The 20,864-nt window shown below is 62.2% G+C and carries 15 protein-coding genes and 1 pseudogene; 2 read left to right on the top strand and 14 right to left on the bottom strand.

Annotated elements, in window-relative coordinates; all coding sequences use genetic code 11:
* Nucleotides 1-2: 2 nt before the first annotated feature.
* The 13 genes from tagF to tssA are packed head-to-tail and all read right to left on the bottom strand — an operon-like array spanning nt 3 to nt 16,075.
* Nucleotides 3-545, bottom strand: a complete 543-nt coding sequence (tagF, locus tag P3C39_RS30425; RefSeq protein WP_024504484.1) for a type VI secretion system-associated protein TagF — start codon at nt 543-545, stop codon at nt 3-5.
* Entirely contained in the window at nt 527-4,066 is a 3,540-nt protein-coding gene (gene tssM / locus P3C39_RS30420; protein WP_275954867.1) for a type VI secretion system membrane subunit TssM, read from the bottom strand. Before tssM ends, tagF begins: the two co-directional genes overlap by 19 nt.
* 1 nt (nt 4,067) lies before the next feature.
* Nucleotides 4,068-5,390 (bottom strand): type IVB secretion system protein IcmH/DotU, encoded by a 1,323-nt coding sequence (icmH, locus tag P3C39_RS30415; RefSeq protein ID WP_275954868.1) that lies wholly within the window; start codon nt 5,388-5,390, stop codon nt 4,068-4,070.
* A gap of 4 nt (nt 5,391-5,394) precedes the next feature.
* Nucleotides 5,395-6,729 (bottom strand): type VI secretion system baseplate subunit TssK, encoded by a 1,335-nt coding sequence (tssK, locus tag P3C39_RS30410; protein ID WP_013525301.1) that lies wholly within the window; start codon nt 6,727-6,729, stop codon nt 5,395-5,397.
* 40 nt (nt 6,730-6,769) lie between these two features.
* Nucleotides 6,770-7,222, bottom strand: coding sequence for a type VI secretion system lipoprotein TssJ (gene tssJ / locus P3C39_RS30405; RefSeq protein ID WP_024504481.1), 453 nt, complete (start codon nt 7,220-7,222; stop codon nt 6,770-6,772).
* Between the two features lie 3 nt (nt 7,223-7,225).
* On the bottom strand, nt 7,226-8,698 hold the full coding sequence (gene tagH / locus P3C39_RS30400; protein ID WP_027163186.1) for a type VI secretion system-associated FHA domain protein TagH: 1,473 nt from the start codon (nt 8,696-8,698) through the stop codon (nt 7,226-7,228).
* Nucleotides 8,695-9,762: a type VI secretion system baseplate subunit TssG gene (gene tssG / locus P3C39_RS30395; RefSeq protein WP_013525304.1), complete on the bottom strand. Its 1,068-nt coding sequence runs from the start codon at nt 9,760-9,762 to the stop codon at nt 8,695-8,697. Before tssG ends, tagH begins: the two co-directional genes overlap by 4 nt.
* Complete coding sequence (tssF, locus tag P3C39_RS30390) at nt 9,726-11,600, bottom strand: type VI secretion system baseplate subunit TssF (RefSeq protein WP_275954869.1); 1,875 nt, start codon at nt 11,598-11,600, stop codon at nt 9,726-9,728. Before tssF ends, tssG begins: the two co-directional genes overlap by 37 nt.
* A gap of 1 nt (nt 11,601) precedes the next feature.
* Complete coding sequence (gene tssE / locus P3C39_RS30385; protein ID WP_013525306.1) at nt 11,602-12,357, bottom strand: type VI secretion system baseplate subunit TssE; 756 nt, start codon at nt 12,355-12,357, stop codon at nt 11,602-11,604.
* Nucleotides 12,344-12,802, bottom strand: coding sequence for an Hcp family type VI secretion system effector (locus tag P3C39_RS30380; RefSeq protein ID WP_013525307.1), 459 nt, complete (start codon nt 12,800-12,802; stop codon nt 12,344-12,346). Before P3C39_RS30380 ends, tssE begins: the two co-directional genes overlap by 14 nt.
* 46 nt (nt 12,803-12,848) lie before the next feature.
* Nucleotides 12,849-14,354, bottom strand: a complete 1,506-nt coding sequence (gene tssC / locus P3C39_RS30375) for a type VI secretion system contractile sheath large subunit (protein WP_024504477.1) — start codon at nt 14,352-14,354, stop codon at nt 12,849-12,851.
* A gap of 2 nt (nt 14,355-14,356) precedes the next feature.
* On the bottom strand, nt 14,357-14,896 hold the full coding sequence (tssB, locus tag P3C39_RS30370; RefSeq protein ID WP_013525309.1) for a type VI secretion system contractile sheath small subunit: 540 nt from the start codon (nt 14,894-14,896) through the stop codon (nt 14,357-14,359).
* A gap of 6 nt (nt 14,897-14,902) precedes the next feature.
* Nucleotides 14,903-16,075, bottom strand: a complete 1,173-nt coding sequence (gene tssA, locus P3C39_RS30365) for a type VI secretion system protein TssA (RefSeq protein WP_013525310.1) — start codon at nt 16,073-16,075, stop codon at nt 14,903-14,905.
* A gap of 327 nt (nt 16,076-16,402) precedes the next feature.
* Here tssA and tssH point away from each other — a divergent pair, with 327 nt between their 5' ends.
* Together tssH and P3C39_RS30355 are read left to right on the top strand one after the other, a co-directional pair.
* Nucleotides 16,403-19,168, top strand: coding sequence for a type VI secretion system ATPase TssH (gene tssH, locus P3C39_RS30360; protein ID WP_013525311.1), 2,766 nt, complete (start codon nt 16,403-16,405; stop codon nt 19,166-19,168).
* Between the two features lie 427 nt (nt 19,169-19,595).
* The gene (locus P3C39_RS30355) at nt 19,596-19,847 is read left to right on the top strand and encodes a hypothetical protein (RefSeq protein WP_164753151.1); all 252 of its coding nucleotides are present in this window, start codon (nt 19,596-19,598) and stop codon (nt 19,845-19,847) included.
* Between the two features lie 487 nt (nt 19,848-20,334).
* On the opposite strand, the pseudogene P3C39_RS30345 reads toward P3C39_RS30355, so the two are convergent.
* Nucleotides 20,335-20,517 (bottom strand): annotated as a pseudogene (locus P3C39_RS30345) (helix-turn-helix domain-containing protein); the annotation flags it as partial.
* Nucleotides 20,518-20,864 lie beyond the last annotated feature (347 nt).

Here is a 20,864-nt window from a genome sequence, read left to right as displayed (position 1 = left end):
GGTCAACAGATCTCCCCACTGACGGCAAGGAGAGATTCGAGGATTTTGGTGGGTTCCTCCGGATCGACGTCGTAAAGGTCGGAGGTTGCGGTCCACACGACCATGCCGTCGATCGCTTCCCCGCGTTCGTCGCGATCAGGGAAGGGAAAAACCAGCAGCGCCTGGTCGAGCGCGTCCGGCGTCAGCCCGGTCTCCTGGGTTTCAAAACAAAGCGCTTCCATGTCGCGGAACCAGTCGGCCCTACGCGTCATCGTCTCGTCCGCAGAGGACATCATCGCGACGATGCTAAGAGGAAAGCGCCGTCCAACCCGGTCGGCCGAGGGCAAGATTACCCCCGCCGCGTTTCCGAATGCCGCAGGCCCTGAGATGAAACGTAGTGGGATTCGTTCGTCCCAGGCTTTCGAGCCCATCAGCGGGACGAGATGCTGCGCCAGCCAGCGGTCCCAAGCGCGCACAAAGTCGCCCGGCAGCCGCCTCGTCACGAAATCGCCGGTGGCGGGCATTTTTCCGTAAAAACCGGGCACATTCATATCTGCGGCGGACATGTGAACTTCTTGAACATTTCGAGGTTGTACGGATTTTCGACGCTGGCGGCCTTGAGCTCGAAATCGGCGTACATGCCTTTCGTGCCCAGACGCAGGCTGTAGACGTCGGTCAGCGAAGTGCTGGCGAAGCGGCCACTGCGGAGCATCCTCAGCCACGCCCAGCTGCCGGTTTCGTTGAGCATTATTTCAGGCGATCCGTCGATCGGCTGGAAGGCGAGCGAGATGACGCCCGTGCCGTCCTTGCCGGGCCATGTCATGGGTTGCGGCCGCGTTGCGTTGTTGTAGTAGACGAGGCTCTGGCCATCGAGATTGAGCGTGACGCGCGTGACGTTGGGAGACAGGTCCTTCGGTTCAAGCGTGAAGCTCATCACGGGTCCGCTGCCGCCCGCAAACAGATCGTCGCGGATGTGCCTGGCCTGCTCGAACGCCGCCAAGGCCGAACCGTCAAGGCCGAAATCGGCGCGCCATTTCCATGGCTGGCTGGTCATGTCGACATAGTTGATCAGATGGTCGTTGATGAAACCGTCGATCAGCCCGGCCGGCCCAAAGAGGCGGGCGAAATCCCGTACGTTCACGTCCACCGCGCTCTCGGCGCTGAACGGATAGCGGTCGTTCAGCGCCGCCTGGCAGAAAGGCAGGATATCGGCCCGCCAGATGGCGTTGAGCTCCGAAGTGACCGCCTTCTGAGTCAAATTGCTGGTGTCGCCGGCAATCCCGCCCAGCCAAATGCTGATAGGGTCGGGCAGGATCTGTGCCTGCCGGGCGACCGCTCCCGTCAGTTCGGCAAGGCCGCCCTGCTTCTTGATAGCATCCTGCGGATTGGGGTTCGCGGTGACCGTCTGCAGCACGTTGGATAGCGCGGTCAGCGCGACGACCGCGGCATCCAGTGCCGGCGGCTGGCCATCGACCTCGGCAATGGTGCTCTTGAGTGGTTTGAAATGTTCGGCCACAAGATTGCCGGTCAGGTCCACCTCGCTGGCCGAACCCGCCCGTGGCAACAGTTTTGCCCCTGTTTTCACTATCTTGCCAAGCTTGCCCAGTTTGCCGAGCAGTTTCGAGCCGCCTTTGGCTGCCGCCTTGTCATCTCCGGCGGGCGCGTCATCCGAACGGGTGAGCTCCGTCTCTTGCACCACTGCCGTCAGCAGGCGCTTCAGCGCGGAATCGGCGCTCGAAAGATCCTTGAGGTTCTCACTGGCGACGATGAGATCGGTCAATGGCGCGAGCCTCATGTCGCGCAGGAAGCTGTCCCATTGCGCGATATAGTCGTCATAGTAGAGCTTCAGAATATCCTCGGACAGCGCCGAGACCGAGGTTTCGGAGTTCTCTGAGCAGCCGCCAGCGAAAACGGCACGATCGAGCGCCGCCTGTGCGGCGACATCGTCGATGCGATCGAGAATGACGTCGTGAAAGCCGGCATAGGTGAATGCTCCGGAAATGCCGACGCGAAGCGTCTTGGCGGAACGCCGCGCGAACACCTTGCTGCCGTTGGGGCCGGCGAAATTCGCCGGGATCCACTCCTTGAGCCCGGCCACTGCCGGATCGGCCAGCAACTGTTTGTAGGCGCGCGCCGGCAACGAAATGGTACACACCGTTTTCAGCGCTTCGGCAACCAGGGCCTGGTCGGGCGCGACATAGCTCTCGTCGACCGTCATCCGGCGGATGGCGGCAAGCTGATGCTCTTCGGCATCGGCGGTCGGAAATGGTGCCGCGGCCGCGAATTCGGGCAAGCTGTTCGCCCACCAGTCTTGGGCGTAATCGGGATCCATCTGAGACAGGCCCGTCATCATGCGATAGGTTTTCAGCGCTCCGAGCATGAAATCCGGGTCGCGGATCTGCCGCCACATCGTCGCCTCGAGCAAGGCGATCATGCGTGGCTCAAGAATATTGCGCAGAGCATGATCGTACGTGTCGGTCTGCGCCCGCACCATTTCCGCGGAGGCCGATGGTCCCAGCAGATCCTGTGCGGCGCCAGGCGGTGCTGTCCGGGCGGTTGCGACCGCGTCCATCGCACCGAGCGCGCCGTCCATGGCGGGCTGCTCCACCGATGCCGGCGTTGCAGCGATGGAGGTCAGCGGCGTCTGCAGCGCTTCGAACTGGCCTGCCTGGGCCGTTATCGCGTTGCGGTTGTCAAAATAGGACCAGGTGAACAACCCGCCGGCCAACAATGCCGCCGCCGCGCAAGCGGCTGCCGCACCCCGCCAGATCCAGGCGCGGCGCCGTTGCGCCAGCGGATCGAACGTGCCGAGGCCCGCTTCCTTGAAGATGACTTCGGTCAGCAGGTTCTTCAGGAAGAAGCTGCGTTTTTCGACCCTTGGTGCGGGCAGCGCCCGTCGCGGCGGCAGGCCGAAGGACGAAGACAGCGCCGCGGTCAGCCGGTCGATGGGCGCTCCTTCCTGCGTCGCCGATGTCAGATAGAGCCCGCGCAGCCAGGCGACCTCTTCATACCGGCTTTCGCCGAACATTGCCTCGACCAGCACCTGTATCGGTTCGGACAGGCTTGCCAGTTGGGCGGGAAAGCGGAAAATCTCGGCACGGGCGGCGAGTTTGTCCTCATCTTCCAGCCGCGGCACCAGCCTCCGCTCGAGTTCCGTCGCCAGCGCGGAAATTTCCCGTTCAATGGTCTTGGCATCGACACGCGCTTCCAGCGCGAAGGTGGTCCCCCACACCTGCTCGCGCGAAGCCGTGGACAAGCCGCCGAAGAAAGCCTCGAAACCCTTGATCAGATCGGCCTTGGTCAGCATCAGATAGACCGGAAGGCGGATTTCGAGCCGGTCGTTGAGTTCGGCCAACCGGCGGCGGATCTTGCGGCCGTGCGCCTTGATGGCTTCATCGCCCTCCCAAAGCACGTCGATCGAAAGCGCGACGATTACGCCATTCAGCGCGCGGCGTCCGCGGTGCTTTTTCAACAGGTCGAGGAAGCCCAGCCATTCAACCGCGTCCACATCGGGCTGGCTCTCCTGCTGGACATAACGGCCGGCCGTGTCGATCAGAACCGCATGTTCTGAAAAGAACCAGTCGCAGTTGCGCGTGCCGCCGACCCCCTGTAGGTCGTCGGTGAGGTCGATCGGAAAATTCAGCCCGGACTGCCGCAAGGCCGTGGTCTTGCCGGTGGCCGGCGGCCCGACGATCACATACCATGGCATTTCGCGCAGAAACTTTCGTCCGCCCAGCTTGCGGCGCTTCAGTTCGGCCATCACCTCGGCGAACTTGGCACCGACGGCCGCGACATTCTCTTCGCCGGGTCTGAGCGGCTTTTCCACCACCGGCGCGGCAATCTCGGCGACGAACATACGGTTGGCGCGGATCGCCCGGCGCTGGGCGACGATCAGCCAGATCAGCCAGAAGATGACCAGCAGCGCAATGATGACGATGCGCACGTTATCAGAGGCGAACGGTTCATAGGGACCGACCCTGACGATCGGACCGAACACCCAGATGACCAGGGAAAGCAGCGTGAGGCCGATCAGCGTCCATAGCCAGCGTGATGTCAGGACAGCCCAAAGGAAGCGCAGGATGAACATCTCACAGCCTCTTTTCGACAAACACCTCGACGCGGCGGTTCAAGGCCCGCCCCTCGCGCGTGCTGTCGGTGGCGACTGGATCGGTGGCCGCGCGGCCCTCGGAATGGACGCGATCCCGCGGCACTCCGTTCTGGACCAGCATGTCGGCAATCGTCTGGGCGCGAGCCTCCGACAGTCGCTGGTTGGTCGACAGCGGATTGGTCTTTTGCAGGGGAACGCTGTCGGTATGACCGACGACGGTGATGTTTCCGATCAGCTCCTGGTTGGCGAGGATCACCTTGGCGAGCGACCCGATCAGGGGCTCGAAGCCTTCGGTCAGTTGTGGCCGTGACGACTGGAACAGTTCGGGATTGGAGGCCTGGATCGTCAGCTTGGCCAGCGAAACGCTTTCGGTGCCGCTGAGGGCGGATTTGAGGTCGGCGGGCGCCCCGGCCTGAAATTCCGGCAACAGCGCAAAATCCACCTTCTCCGGCGGCGGGGCATCGACTTTGGGCGACGTGCGGGTGATGTCGCCGCGCGCGGGCGGCGGCAGCGCGCGAACAAGTGCGGAGAGCTCGACCGCCTGGCTGCTCAGTGCCATCGAGAGCCCGACATGGATTGTCATGGCTGCAACCGCCGCACCGAGCGCCATGACCCAGATCGGAACGATGAAGCGCTGCGGCTCGTCAGATGCGATCACGCCTTTCCAGTTTGGCGACAGTGGCGCGCCTTCGGCGTCGGCATCGCGTAGGAAGCGTGCCGCCGCCACGCGAACGGCATTGAGCGAGCGGTCGCCGGATCGGGCCGACACGCGATATTTGCCACGAAAGCCAAGCGCCATGCATTGATACTGCAGTTCCAGCAATTCGCGATCACGGTTGGGATGGCGCTCGAGTTCGTCGAGACGGGTGAAGAACTGCGTGCCGGCATCGACATCGCCGCGCAGCATGACCACAAGCGGCTGCCGCGGCCAGGCGCTGGCACCGCCCCATGGCGTGTTCAGGGCCAGATCGTCGAGCAACGCCGCCACCACCCAGGCCGCCTGGTCGGCGCGCTCCATTGAGGATCCGACCGACATAGCCGTGTCGCGTGCCCGGACCAGTTCTTCGAGCAATCGGGTACGCAATGCTTCCGGATTGTCCGGCGGCAGCGCACTTTCAAGCTCGGGAGCGAATTCGAGCAAGGGCGCAAATGCGTTGACGAGTGCGTTCGGATGGGTGCGGGAGCGCTTTACCGACGCGCTCGGCAAAGGTGGCGCCATCGGCCGCGGCATCGGCGCGCCGGTCAATCGAATGCGGGTGCGTTCGCGATCCTCCGACAGTCCGAACGGATCATCGCGGCTCATGATCTCACCTGTTCACCGAATAGCAGTCCACCTGCGGCTCGCTTGGCAACACGCCCGAAACGCCGATGACGAAGCCGGGAGCGTCGAGCAGCGACGCCCAGTGCTCACTTTTCTGGTCCAGTTCCAGACATAACCGATCGCCATCGTAAGGAATCTCGCGCGGCTGAGAATGAAGCGGTTTCAGCGGAATGCCGGGCAAGCGCGATTTCCACAGGCCCTCGAACTGGTCGGCCGAGCCGACGGTTGCCTGATTGACGAATATCTTGCGCAGCGCGTCTTCCGACAACTCCGAACCGACCCGGATGACGATCCGGCTGGCCACCAGCAGCTTCGGATTGTCGATACGGATCTTCCAGACATTGGTCGAATGCCGCATGACAGGCAGCGCACGCGATTTGGGCTCGATGTAACGCAGGCTGAGGATGAGCGAGCGCAGCGCATCCGCCAGCGCCGAATAGGCGGGGCCAGGCGCCATGTGATCGTAGGCGGGCAACTCGCCCAGCCGCCGCGCGCTCGATCCGTAGGTCGCCATCGAACCGGCGAGACCGGCAAGTTCCAGGTAAAGCTCGGCTGGATGGAACACATCCTGAGCCAGCATGTGGGCCAGCCGCGGACGTGCCGCATTGGCGAGATTGAGCATCAGCAAATCTTCGACGCTGCGCCCAGGTCCGCCCATGACCATCTTGCCATGCGCCTCGGCGATCTGGTCGAGGCCGGTGACAACTTCCAGCAGCAATTGCCGGTACCAGGCCACGGCGCCCGTAACCAAGGTCGGTGGCAGGAAGGTCTCGTCCAGGGAGACGCCGCCATCGGCTCGAATCCCCTTGAGGTCGGCTATCGGCAAGGCCGTGTAGCCACCGACCGACTTGCCGGGTGCGAGCAGCAGCGCCTGCGGCCGGGCAATTTCGATTTCTTCAGGGTCTGAACCGCCCTGGACGGCGTCACGCACCGAAACGATCCGCCCATGATATCGCGCACCCGAGGCGGCAGCGTGTGCCGGATCGAAGCCGACACCGCCCGGAGGCTCCAGCGGCAAGGCGATCAGCACCGGTCCGGCGCCCGTGTCAGGGGTGACCGGCAGCGGTCGCGGCGCGTCCATCATGTCCGGGATGGAAAAAGGTGTCCCATCCGGAAAGATGCCCCGCGCGGACAGGATCGAGATCTGGCCGGCTTCCAGCAACGCCTGGTCCAGTGTCAGCTGTTGGAAACCGAACGTATGCAATTGCCCGGCCTGCAACGCGCCGCGCACCGTCGCCTCGAAAAAGCGATCCTGCTGCTGGAAATGCTGGGTCCGCAGGAAAAGCCCTTCGGACCATAGCACCCTGTTTGCATTGCTCATGCCGCTACTCTCTGCATCGAGCTCCCCTTGCCCTTTGCCGCTAGGCGGAAATGCCGCCGCTGCCAAGCGTGACGTTGATCGTGAATTTCGATCCCGACGACACCGACTTGGTTGTCCGCCAGTTCCGGCCGCCGGGCTCGCGGATCAGAGCAACAAAGCCCAGCGCCGTCGCGTCCGGCTCGACCGTGATGGTTTTGGATGCGGATTTTCCCGGCCCGACGGAAATCTGGTCGGATCCGATGAGATCGCCCGCCAGCGCCGTGCCGGCATCCCCCTGCAGCGCGAAATAGTCGGCGGAATTGAATTTGCCGGTGCTTTTCAGCCGCATCACCAGGATCGTTACCGGCCGGTCCCCGCCGCCTGGTCCCGGGTTCATGCCAGCACCGCCGTTTACGTTGACGGTGATCACCGATGGTTTCGGCGGACCACTCTGGCAAGCCGCAAGCAACCCTGTCGCGCCCAAGGCAACAACAAATTCACGTCGATCAATCATCTCTCACTCCTCCTCATATGCATCTCGAAAATCAGCGCCGATTTCGCCAAGGAAGCTCTTTTCAGCACTCTCGGCGATTTCACGATGGCGCTTCTGGTAAAGTTCCCACAGCTTGGCGCCCCGCCCCCCAGAGAGAAGGGTTCCGATCGCGGAATTCGATTTCAGCTCTTCCTCGATCACTACCGGGTCAAAACGGTCGATCATCCGCCGCATGGCGGTCTGTATGCCTCGCCAGGCGCGTACGTGATGTTGCGCGAGATCGCGCACCGCATCGGTGATTGCCGCTTCACCGCCGAGAAATCCTGGGCTGCGCTCAGCGATAAGCGTTATGATGGCGTCGTCGACGGTCGGCAGGAACTTGAGCGGATTGACTTCGGAGGCCCCGACCATGGTCTGCGCGACGCGCGCGTTTCCCTTTTCCTCGGCCCGCTTGCGCAGAAGCTGCATCAGGCCTTCCATCATCATCCGGTATTCGCGACCGAACTTCTCCATTTCCGCGATGCTGTCGCGTCCGGGGAAATCGGCTTCCTCGACACCCATGCCATGCAGGAATGCGGCGCGAAGCGCCATCTCCTCCGGCCGCGCCGCACCCAGCGCCGGGGCGGCTTTGGGAGCAGCACCCACACGTGGTGAAGCAGGGGTAGCTGCGGGCTGCACCGGCAAATCCCAGGGATTGGCTGATTGGGATCGCTGGGCGATGCGCTCGCGCTGTTCGATCGAACTGGCGCCGTTCGCCGAACTGAGCGTGGCGGCTGGTCCGAAAGCAAAGTCATCATGGGTTCCGGACGGCTTGTCACGGGCGGCTTGGGCTGCGCGGTCGGGGGACGGTACCGCGTCGAGGCTGAACGGGTCCGCTTGGCTCGCCGCGCCGCCCGGTTCGCGATAAGGGGCGGGATTTTTCGACACCGGCGTCGAAACCGGATCGAGGCTGAACGGGTCATCGAAAGCGGCCGAGTGGCGCTGGTCGGAGTTGGCACGTTCGAATGCACCCGCAACCGGCTGCTCGAAAGGGTTCGGCAGATCGGCCGGACGTGGCCGTCGCGGCTCTTCTTCGACCTTGGCGGAAAAGAAGTCATCGCGACCGATGCTCACCGGGGCCCGGGATGCTGGCGGCGCGCGTTCCGAAACCGGCTGGCCGGCCGCTGGTGCTTGAGTGGCTGGCGTTTGCAGGTCGACATGGACGACGTAGTCGCCCAATCTCAGCCGCATGCCACTTTGAAGGCGCGTCGACTTGCCGGCACCGAGCGGGCTGTCGGAGTCGTTTATGAACAATCCGCTGCTCGACGTGTCGGTGACGAAATATCCATCTCGCCCGCCAGAGATCTTGCAATGTGCCCTTGAAACGAACATGTCGGGATCGTTGATCTGCCAACCCGCGTCCGCGCTGCGGCCGATCACCAGCTCACCCTCGTCAAGCCGGGCTTGCCGCACCGCCTGGGTGCGTGGCCCTTGCTCCAGTGTCAGCAGCAGGCTCATGCCGCGACCCCCGTCATTTCCGGCCGCCATCCGACGATTGTCCGCAGCCGCATGTCGTCAGCATCGCCCCTTTCGATGGGTCGCGCAAGCCAGGCGGTCCGCCCGAGCCGAACCGCTCCGATTTGGGGCGGCGGTACGGCTTCACGCGCAAGCACGATGCGCAGATCGACGTCGAGCGACTCCCCGACCATGTCGCGAACGGCCTGCTTGAACAGCTTGAGCCGCTCGCCGCCAGGCAGGAACGCCTTGAACTCCTCATACCCCAGCGGGCCGACACGCAGTTCGATCCTGCTTTGGCGGCTGAAAACGCGTGGGCCGATCGTCGCGCCCTTGCCGAGCCCTGCAAAGGCCTTTGCAAGACGGGTCTGGAGACCGGTTGGTACTGTTATCCAGGCGGAGATGAACTCCTTGATCTGTACCGGCGCCTTGAACGCTTCCGCCAGGAACAGCGTCAGCCGTTCCGGGCCGTCGACCTGATTGGCCAGCGAAGCCGCCTGGCGAAGCTTCACCGTATCGAGATTGGGGTCCTGCGTGCCGGGAAGTCCGATCCCGGCCATGGCTTCAAGCATGGCGCGAACGCGCCCGCCGACCGCGCGTTCGGCCTGCACGGCCGGGTGCGCATCCGCCCACGCCCGATAGTAGAGGGCGATCATACGGTGCTGCAGAATGTTGACGAAGTCGACGAACGTCGTGTCGCTGGTCAGTTGTGCCTCGGCGCCGGCGAACCAGCGTTGCGAGAGCCGGTCGAGCACCCAGCGCGTCAGATGCAGCGGCATTGGACCCTCGGGTCCCAGCAGACCAAAATTTGCCACCGTGACCCGGGCCGGTGCCGCATCGCGGGCTTCGCGGAACACAACCAGGTCCCGTGCGGAAAAGGCGAGGCGTACATGCTGGCCGAGCCGTGCCGGCTCACGGTCGGGACGGCCGGAATGGCCGAACAGACCGTTCCGTTGTTCGAGGCGGCGCAGCAGTTCGAAAAAGTCGAACGTCTCGGATAGGCCTTCGGCCCTGTTCGGGCCGGGCTTGTCTAGATCAGGTAGCGATTGCCGGGCGTCATCGGCCATGGCACATCCTCCTGCTTCTGCAGCAGCCGCGTGCGAGTTCGCACGAAGCCGTTTATCCCGGCGTGACGAGCAAACAACCGCGCCAGCAAGGCCGAAAGCAGCAAGGTACTTTGGCCGGCCAGGACCGATTGATCAACATGCAACGTGACTTCGGTACCGCGTCCAAAGCACATCGGTCCATCGATTTGCAGACGTTCGATGACCGGCTGCGAGTCGATACGCACGATCGAATGCACATTTCGGGCAAGGCTTGGATCGCCGCGATCGGCATAAAGGTCGAGTAGCGCATGCAGGGGATCGATGCCACGGCCTTCTTTGGCAAGACTGAGAAAGTTGAGCGCGAGCTGCGCCACCAGCCGCCAGGCGAGATCATCGGCCCGCGATTCCCCGTCGGCACCAGCAGGCAGTGCCGCAGGAATAGCTGGCTGCGGCGCACGCAAGGCGCCAAGAAGCCTCACGGTTTCGACCGGGTCGCCGGCTTCTAACGTCAACGTCGGATTGTCATCGAGGATCGGCAGATCACGATTGGTGCAAAGCGCCATCACGTCGAGCCGCTTCAGCGGCCGGGTCGCCGGCCTTGCGAGCGGCCGGGACACGGCCAGGAAAACGTCATCCCCGGTATAGGACGTTCGCGTCAGGCCTTCGCGGCGCTCCTCCTCCATCGCGCGGCGAGGGCGCCTTTCGGTCGAATAGACCCAACCACTACCGCGGTTCTGACCCAGGCTGAAGAGCTCGGGGATTTCGGCGTCGTTGCCTTCCGTGTCGGCGTCCTCGACGCGGATGACCCGGTAGATTTCGAAGTCACGCGCCCGCGTCCGGTCCGCATGCAACACCTGGCGCGTCTTGCGTTCATCGACTTCGACGACGTTGCACTCGCGTTCGAACAGATTGATGATCGGTGTCGCGAAAAGTTCGAAGTCCGCCGGCGTCAGATCGGCCAGCTCGGGAACCGTGCGTTTGAACAGGAAAATGATCTCGAGTCCGGCCGCGCATTGGCGCACGACAGGCTGCAATCCCAAAACCCGTGCATAGTGAAAACGCTCGGGCATCATGAAGTATTCGCGCAGCAACCGGTATCCTTCGAATGTCGGGCGGGTGCGCGGCATCAAGGCCTCGTCGTCGCTGATGCCGATCATCTCGGGTGCCGGCAACGGCGACAGCGGGTTGGTCTTGCCTTCCGGTCGCGCTGCTGTGGCCGCGCAGGCGCCGAAAATCGCATCGAACAGTAGCGGCGCCTTGGTGCGTCCGGCAAAATAGAGGTCAAGCCGGTCGAGAGCCAGTTCGTCGAGCTTGCCTTTTCCGGTCCTGGCCAGCGTGAGGCGGAGCGCCGACTCGCCGCTGACACCGCCGATCGGTCCTATGCCAGCCATCGCCATCGCACTGCGGTCCTGAAAAAAGCTGACCGAAGTGACCGCGATCGGCCATAGAGTCATTTCCTGGGCGGTTGAGAAAATGCAGCGCGTTGACAGGCCTGGCTGCAGGCTGGAAACCAGCCGTGTGTTGCGCTTGACGACGTGGCCGGCCAGCATGGTCTGGACCTGCTGGCCGGGTTTCAGCACCGCCATCGCCGTTGCCGGCGCCGGCGTGACCAGATCGGGATAGAGAACGTCGAGCACACTGCGGGAAAATCGCGAGCGCTCGGCATCGACCTTTAGCCGGGTGCGCGCGGCCAGGAAGGCTACGCCATCGAGCAGGCGCTCGACATATGGGTCCGGACACGGCACCGTATCGAGGGAAAGGTTGCGCGCCACCGCCGGATGCATGTCTGCGAATTCCGATGCAAGAGCGCGGATATGGCTCAGTTCCTCCTCGTAATATTCGACGAAGACCCGATCCATCTCAGGCCTCCCCAATTTCGGTCCGCGCCAAACCGTTGTCGAGATTGATCGTGGTGCGCAGGCGCATGCGTTCGGGAGTCGGGGTCATGATCAGAACGGCGTCTATCTCGATCTTCAGGCCGACGGTGTTGTCGCCAAGCGTGACCGTTACCTTTGTTGCGCTTTCCTTCAGGCGGGGCTCGAAGGTCGCGAGCACCATGCGGATCTCACGTGCCAACACCTCGCGATCGAAGTCGCGCGACGAGCGGCCCGAGAAGGAGGGCACGCCGTAATTGACCACGCTGCGGCGGACCTCCGGGAAATCGGCAAGCGAAGGGGGATTGTCCGCAACCTGTTCATTTTCCAGGTCGGAAAGAAGCGGCGTCGCCTCGAAGCGCTCTGTGTTGAAGAGCGCCTCGATGTCACGCCGTACCGCTTCCCTGAGCACGCGCGCCGATACCACCACGCCACGGCTTTCGATTTCGACGCGGTGCTGGGTCTGAACGGCCAACCGATGCAGACGGCGTTTCTGATCCGGTGTCAGTACCACATCGGCGTCGATGGCACGCGTGCTGCCGGCAACGAGTGTGTCGAGACGGTCCGCGCCAAGCTCGTCGAGCAGGACATGGCGCAGCCCGTCTATTTCCGAGGTCAGGCCCGGCAGATCATTGACGAGACGATCCCAAAGCGACGGCTGGACGGCTTCGCTTTTCGCCCGCAAGCTGCCAGTGGTCTGCTGCATGCCCGCGCCGGGTCGCCGAACCTCACTTGCCGACATAGACATCCATTTCGGCTTCATCATTGCCGTCATAGACGAATTTGATCTTCTTGTAGGCGAAGCTGACCTCTTCCTGGATCAGGTCTTCCTCATCCTCGGCCTGCGACATGTCGTATTCCATGATCGAGGCGTCGGTGAGGGTAACGACCAGGTAATCCTTGGTCTCGCCATCGATGGTCCGGCGGGCCGAGAACACCACCTCATCAAGGGCCTTGTTTTCGAACAAAGCCTTTTTCAGATAGGGCGATGATTTGTCGTAGTGCTTGGTGAATTTGATCATCCCCATGGAGACGCGGCCACGGCGTGACAGCGAATTGGGATCATAAGGTGCGACCATCTTGTAGTCGACGCCATGGATTTCAATCTCGTCATCGTGGCCGTCGCGGGTGCTGGGGCCTTTGATATCGGGAACCTTCAGGAAGCCATCAATCTTCGTAGTCGGCATTGTGTTTCTCCACCGCTTTCAAAAAACCAGGTTGTCGTTGCTGCGATCAAGTCTTAACGGACGGTAGTTCCGAGACCAGTCGGAGCGACGCATTGATGCCCTCCAGCTGGTAATGCGGGCGCAGATAGAAGCGGGCATTATAATAGCCCGGCCGCCCCTCCACGCTGTCCACCTGGACCTCGGCGGCGGCAAGCGGGCGCTTGGCGCGCGCCTTGTCGTCGGCAAAGGCCGGGTTGGCCAGCACGTATCGATTGATCCACTCGGTCAACCAGATCTGCATGTCGGCGCGCTCCTTGAACGAGCCGACCTTGTCGCGCGCGATCGCCTTGAGGTAGTGCGCAAAGCGCGAGACCGGGAACAGGTAGGGCAGGTTGGCGCTCAGCCGCTCGTTCGACTGTGCATCGGGGTCGACCAGCCGCCCCGCCCGCGTTTCGTCGTCCTGCAGCGAGTGTGCTCCGATGAAGGCCGCGAGATCGGTATTCTTCCGGTGCAGGATGGGCATCAAGCCAAGCTTGGCCAGTTCCGCCTCGCGCCGGTCGTCGATGGCGACTTCCGTGGGACATTTCATCGCGATCGAGCCATCATCGGTCGGGAAGCTATGCACCGGCAGGTTGAGCACCGTGCCACCATTCTCGACGCCGCGGATCTGCGTGCCCCAGCCGAAAAGCTTGTGACTGCGGTTGATGTTGACGCCCATCGGGAAGGCGGCGTTCATCCAGACATATTTGTTGTGATCGCCCTCCACCTCTTCCTCGAAGGTGAAACCCTTCACCGGAACGGTATCGGTGCCGTAGGGCAGCCGCGCCAGGACGCGGGGCATGGTCAGGCCGATGTAGCGAGCGTCCTCACTCTCGCGCAACGACTGCCACGAGGCATAGGCGGGGTTGGAGACGATCTGCTGCAGGTCTTGCGGGTTCGGCAGTTCCTGCCAGCTGTCCATGCGAAATAGGCGCGGCGAAGCGGCCGCGATAAACGGCGTATGCGCGGAAGCGCAGATGCCGGAGATGTTGCGCAGCAGGCCGACGTCACGTGGGTGATTGGAGAACTCGTAGGCGCCGATCACGCAGCCGATTGGTTCGCCGCCAAGCATCGAATACTCGTCTGTGTAGACTTTCTTGAAGATCGGGCTCTGGTCCCACATCTGACCTTCATAGTCTTCAAGCGTATCGGCCAGCTGCTCTTTGGAGATGTTCATCACCCGGATCTTCAGCTTCTGATCCGTCTCGGTGTTGTTGACGAGATACCACAGCCCTCGCCATGTGCCTTCCATCTCACGCACTTCCGGCGCGTGCAGGATTTCGTTGACCTGTGTCGTCAGCATCTTGTCAATGCCGGCGATCAGCGACTTGATCGATTTGATGGCATTGGAAGAGATGGTCGTGGTGTCGGAACGGGACTGCGCCGCGAGCGCGAGATTGCGCACGAGCTGTTGCAGCTTCTCGCTGTCGTCCTTCTTGACCTTGAAATCTTTTTCGAGGAGTCCGCTGAATTCATCGAGGTTTATGGCTTCGGCCTCCGCGGCGACTGAGGCGGTCTTTTGCTGTTCGGCCATGATCATTCCCCAACCTTGTCGTCGTCGGCCAGCGCCTGGCTGGCAATCTTGCCAAGAAGCGGTTCGTTGTTCAGAAGCTGCGCGATGCGCTTTTCAGCATCGACACGGCCATCCATGAAGCCGAGCAATTCCTCGAGTTGTCGACGCATCTTGAGGATCTCGGCCAGTTGCGGAACTTGCTCGGCAATCTTGTCGGGGGCGAAATCACCCATCTTGGAAAATGTAAGATCGAGCGCCAGTTCCTCGTCACGCTCCTGGCCCTCGGCCTGCGGCAGCGTGTTCTTCACCCGCGCTTTGACGCGGGGGCCGAGCGCCTCCATGAATTTTGGGAAGCGGTTCGCGTCGGTCTCGACAAAGGAGCGGTCCAGCACCGACTTTGACGCTTCCTTGGTTTGCGAAGCACCGGCAAGGTCGGCCATCACGCCCATGACAAACGGCAGTTCGATCGTCGTCGGGCTGCCGTAGGTTTCCACATCGTAGGCGATCTGCACCCGCGGCGCGCGATTTCGTTCGATGACCTTGGCTTTGCTTTCGGCTGGCATGTGTTGTTACCTTTCATCCTTCTGAGCCGTCTTCTTGGCATCGGGAACGCCGGCCAGCAGCCTGAACTCCTTCAGCCCCGAAGGGGCGAGATCTTCCATCAGTTCAACGAAATCCATGTGCACCATCCGACGGACCCGCCGAGCCAGGTGCGGAATTGGGCTCGACGGTTCGGTACGGTCATAGAAGGCGACGACCAGGTCGAGGCATTTCACCACGTCGTCGCGCGAGGAGATCCGGTCGGGGAGTCCCGTGCTCGAGTCCGCATAGCTTGCCATACTTGCCATAGCATCGGCTCCATGACCGTTTCGAGCAGGCGTTGCCAGTTCCGTCGGCACCGCCTGCGTGGCTGCGCCATTCGTCACCGCGCCGGCCGCTGAATTCCGTTCAAGTGTCGTCAGCAAACGCTGCAGGAACCGTTTTAAGTCCGGAACGGGAGTGCCGCTGCCCTCGAGACGAGCGTTGAGCGCAGTCTCGAGCGCATCCAGTGCCGTGATCGTCGCCCGGGCGTCGGCGATGAGCTGGACCATCTCCGCATTGGCCTGATCGATCTGTGCCGCACATGCGGCACGCACCCGATTCAAGAGTTGTCCGTGCGCACTGACCAGCTGCGCTTTTTCCGCCGCATTCAGCCCCGAGGCGGCTTCCTGGAGCATGACGCGATCGTCGAGCGCACCCTTCTCCAGGTCCTTGCCCTGAACCGGGCCGATTGCGCGCGGCGCGAAGAACGTCATTTGCCGCAGATTCGCCAACAACCCGTCCTGACCATTCTGCAGGTCGATCAGCGCGTTGATACGGCGCAAGGCGGCATCGCGCGGCGAAGCGTTGGGCCGCATAGCCGGATGCATGGTGTCCCAATGCTGATCGAAGGTCTGCGCGATCAGCGTCAGACCTTGCGCCAATCCGGCCAGCCCGTCTTCATTGGCCAGCGCGCGCGTGACGATGACAAGCAGGCGCAAGTCCCTGCCATGCGCGCGCAATTCCTCCGCCTTTGCGAGCACAGCGGGCCAGTCGACTGGAATCGTGCTTTGCGAGCCGGCCTTATTGTTGCCGTCGTGGACGACCTTGAGTTGGGCTTCGGTCAGGCGCTCCAACTCATGGAAAGCCGGGTCGTTGCGCAAATCTTCCCCGGACGGATTCTCACCGTCTAGCGAAGAAAGCCAGAGTGCGAGATCAATCACACCAACCCCCAGCGAAGGCCCTCAAACCTTATGTGACCTTACGTTATCACACCGGTGCACTTTACCACAATTCAACGAGTGCTCCAAAATTAACAGAAGCTGAACACCGCCATGAGCACCGAACTCCGTGGCGCAATTGTCAATCCGTATGAGAAATGCATCGCGCAGGGCGCGCAATTCCGCTGTTGTTTGCAGCCGGTGGTGCAAGACTTCCACAATACGAGGAAGCTGGCTGAACCAGGCATTGAGGCCTCGTCCACAACGCACTTTGTCAAGTGGCGGCATCTGTGGCAGTTTATCGGCTGGCAGATTGCAGGAGCACGTTCGATGGAACAGCGCCGGTCGTCGCAGAGCTTCAAGCGTAAGGAACTGGTCGGCAAGCTTGATCCTGTCGGGGTGCGCGCCTTCAAGGCCGCGGCCGATAGCGCCAAGCTGCGCGGCAATCCTTACGTCGAACTCGTTCACTTCATCGAGCAGCTGGTGCTTTCCGACCGCTCCGATGTGCAAATGATAATCGCCGATGCGGGACTGGATGCCAGCCGGCTCACGGCAGATATGACCCGTGCCGTCGACAAGTTGCCCTATGGCGCAACCTCGATCGAGGAATTCTCCGATCATATCTTCCATGCAATCCAGGAAGCCTGGAACCTCGCGACGCTGGAGTTCGGCGTCGAGGAAGTCCGCAGCGCCCATATTCTGCTTTCCTGCCTGAAAACCCCGGTTCTGGAAGGCCTGCTGTCGAAGATCAGCGGCGAGTTCGACAAGATCGACGCCGATGCGGTTGTCGCGCGGTTCGCCGATGTCGTGGAAGGTTCGCTCGAAGGCGGCGCAGCCATCGCGGTTCCCGCGGCTGAAACGCCGAAGCGGACCATGGGCGGAGATTCGGCCTTGGCGAAATTCGCCACCGATCTGACCCAACGCGCCCGCGAGGGCAAGATCGATCCGGTCGTCGGCCGCGATCCGGAGATCCGGCAGATAGTCGACATCCTGATGCGGCGTCGGCAAAACAACCCGATCCTGACCGGCGAGGCCGGGGTCGGCAAGACGGCGGTCGTTGAGGGCTTTGCCTTGCGTATCGCTCAGGGCGATGTGCCGCCCACGCTGCAAGGCGTCAGCGTGCGCATGCTCGATGTCGGATTGATGCAGGCGGGCGCCAGCGTGAAGGGCGAATTCGAAAAACGGCTGAAGGCTGTGATCGACGAGGTTCAATCGTCCGAAACGCCGGTCATCCTGTTCATCGACGAGGCCCACACCTTGATTGGCGCCGGCGGTGCTGCCGGAACCGGTGATGCCGCCAATCTCTTGAAGCCGGCGCTGGCACGGGGCGAACTTCGCACCATCGCCGCAACGACCTGGGCCGAATATAAGCAGCACATCGAGAAAGACCCGGCGCTGACCCGCCGTTTCCAGGTGGTCAAGATCGACGAGCCGTCGGAGGCTGTGGCCGTTCTGATGTTGCGCGGGGTGGCAGGGGTTCTGGAGCAACACCACAAGGTGCAGATACTCGACGAGGCGATCGAGGCAGCAGTCGGCCTGTCGCATCGCTACATCCCGGCACGGCAACTGCCTGACAAGGCGGTGAGCCTCCTCGACACCGCCTGCGCCCGTGTCGCCATATCGCAGCATGCTACGCCAGCCGAGGTCGAGGACATCATGCGCCGCCGCCAGGCTCTGGAGGTCGAGCGCGGCATCATCGGGCGCGAGGCCGCGATCGGCATCGAGGTGGCTGAACGGCAGGCGCGCGTCGACACCGGGCTTGCCGAAAGCGAGATCACCCTGGCTGCGGCGCAGCAGCGTTGGGATCGTGAAAAGGTGCTCGTCGCCGAGATACTCGAACTGCGCGCCAGGCTGCGCGGCGAGGGTGTGGCGCTCGATGCGGCCACCGTTGGGGCCGATGCCGAACCGGCAGCGGCGAACGCAGAAAAGACCAAGGTAGCGGAGTCGTCAGAGACTGAGCCGCCCAAGGCCGCCCAGACGGACGCGGAGACACAGGCCGCTGCCGATCCTGCCGCCGATCTCGCCCGATTGCGCGCACTGATGGCCGAATTGGCAGCGGCACAAGGCGAGACACCGCTGATTCTGCCCTCGGTTGACCGCAATGCAGTGGCCGCCGTGGTCCAGGACTGGACCGGGATCCCGACCGGACGGATGCTGTCCAGCCAGACCGAAAAGGCGCTCAAGCTCGCCGCCACGCTTTCGGAACGGGTCGTCGGCCAGGATCACGCCATGGAGATGATCGCCAAACGCGTGCAGACCAGCCGCGCCGGGCTTGGCGCGCCTGAAAAGCCGGTCGGGGTCTTCCTGCTTTGCGGCCCCTCGGGCGTCGGCAAGACCGAAACGGCATTGGCGCTGGCCGAAACGCTTTACGGTGGCGAGCAGAACCTGATCTCCATCAACATGTCCGAGTTCCAGGAGGCGCACACCGTCTCGACACTGAAGGGCGCACCGCCCGGCTATGTCGGCTACGGCAAGGGCGGCATCCTGACCGAAGCGGTGCGCAGAAAACCCTATTCGGTGATCCTGCTCGACGAGGTCGAGAAGGCGCATCCCGACGTCCACGAAATCTTCTTCCAGGTCTTCGACAAGGGCATGATGGACGACAGCGAGGGCCGCCGGATCGATTTCAAGAACACCCTGATCCTGCTCACCTCGAATGTCGGCTCCGAAGTTATCATGGACCGCACAAGGAATGGCACGCTGCGGACCGGGCTCGACGATCTGGATACCGCCTTGCGCAGCCCATTGCTGAAGGTCTTCCCGGCTGCCTTCCTTGGCCGGGTGGTGACCATTCCTTACTATCCGCTCTCTGATTCGATGATCGAAGCGATCACTGGCCACCAGTTCGCCAAGATCGCTCGCCGGTTGCGGGCAACCAACGATGCGGAACTGGTGATCGGCGACGGTGTCATGGATCTGGTCAAGGCCCGCTGCACCGAGATCGAATCCGGCGGGCGGATGATCGATGCCATCCTGACCAACACGCTGCTGCCGGAACTGAGCCGCGGCGTGCTTAACCGGTCGCTCGAGGGCGAAAAGATGACCAAAGTCACCGTCGGCGCCTCCAAGGAAGGTTTCACTTATTCCTTCGAGTAGGTTCTGATCGTGTAGAACCTCGTCGCCCTCGGCTGCCGGCCCGCTATTCGCGATCCCCCGTGGCGCCGCAATTCGAGAGGTGGCGGTCTTGCCCGTGCGCGAGAACGACGTGCGCAGCCGGTAGCGGATCGTCCACGACAGCACCGGCCCGCCGGTAGCATCGACGATCGTCCATCTATTGAAGGTTACCGACTGTCCCGCGCATTTCCAGCTGCGGGGACGCCTGGGCTTGAAAGAAGCTCACTGGCTTATCCGATGTCGCCCAGACGCAAATTCCGCAGGCAATCCCGAAGGAGATCAACAGGGCGGGCGAGATGGGTAAGCGGTGCAGGGATTGGCTGGGCCTCTTTGTTGCAGACCCGCCCAAAACCTCCTGCAACCGGATCGGTTCGACATAAAATATTTACCGTGTTGGCATGGTTTACGAATGGTTTCGCGGGCCATCCACCTCATGGCCGCTTTGGCTTTGGCCGGACCGGTTAAGGTTGAGCCGGATGATTTGACCGGCTGCGAAACTCCTCGCAAATTCCTCGTTGTCGAAAAGCTGTTGGGTGGTCAGGCCATCCTCGATGATCTGCACCGCCCATTGGCCGTCTATGTGTTCTACCCGAACACCGTCCTTCTGATCGTCGCCCACGCCCGCACTCCCACACAACGATGTGCGAAAAAAACCATGTGATCGGCAATCCAGCAAGTCACAAAACCGTACGAATCCGGCCGCTGGTTAACTTTGTAAAAGCGTCGAAATTTTCGCAAATGCCCGCACCCGCAGGAAACCAATTTTGGAAGGCCCGTAGCTCACACGGCCGCAGCCCGATCATCATCGATCCAGAGAAGCTGTGGACAGCATGTTGCGAGTACTTCGAATGGGTCGACGCGCACCCGCTCTATGAGGCCAAGCCCTTTGCGTATCAGGGCGAGGTGAAGATAGAGAACGTGGCGAAGATGCGCGCCATGACGATTTCACCAGCCAGGTCGAGGAAATCATCCGCACCCAGAAGTTCGAATCGGAACTCACCGGCAAAGACGGCGAACCGTTGCCGCTGGTCCCCGTGGTCAATGTCACAGTCCGCAGTTCTTGACCTGGAGCTGCATCCCAAGCAGGGGATAGCATACAACACCGAAGCGACCGAAACGCTGTATGGTGGCGCGGCCGGCGGCGGCGGCTCCTCATCATGGCGCCGATTGCTCGGTCGGCCGCGCTCCTTCGACACCAGCCCGCCGGCGCCGTCCTGGTCATAGGCTTGCAACAGCCGGTGAACCTGACTGCGGCTGAGATGAAGAAGCTCCGCCGCCTGGACGCTCAGCCGCCGGTCGCGGATCTTCTGGATGGCTTCAAGACGATGCAGCTCTTTTTTGCGACAAGGTGATCAAAGGCATGCCGGCTCCGCAATACGCCCGGTCTCACGCCAGGCAGTGTGAAGTCGTCAGCCTTCCTTTCCAGCTTCGAGTTGGCCAGAGCATGAGCTGTGAAAGTCGGGGACTGTCGCATCTCTAAATTGCTCAAGTGTCGCATCTCTATATAACTGCTACATCCAGAAGTCGCATAACATACATTATGGAACATGAAATTATGATTTGAAATCAATGTGTTGGCAAAATTTATCGGCTGTTAGCCACCCGCTCCATCATGCTTTCGCCGCACAAGAAAAGCAAAATGCGTTTCATCGTTGGGCCACCTGGGCCCCTTTTGTTG

The sequence above is a fragment of the Mesorhizobium sp. XAP4 genome (assembly GCF_029269325.1).
GTDB lineage: Bacteria > Pseudomonadota > Alphaproteobacteria > Rhizobiales > Rhizobiaceae > Mesorhizobium > Mesorhizobium ciceri.
Note: the sequence above shows the minus strand (reverse complement) of the source record. Positions and strands in the feature narration are given on the sequence as shown.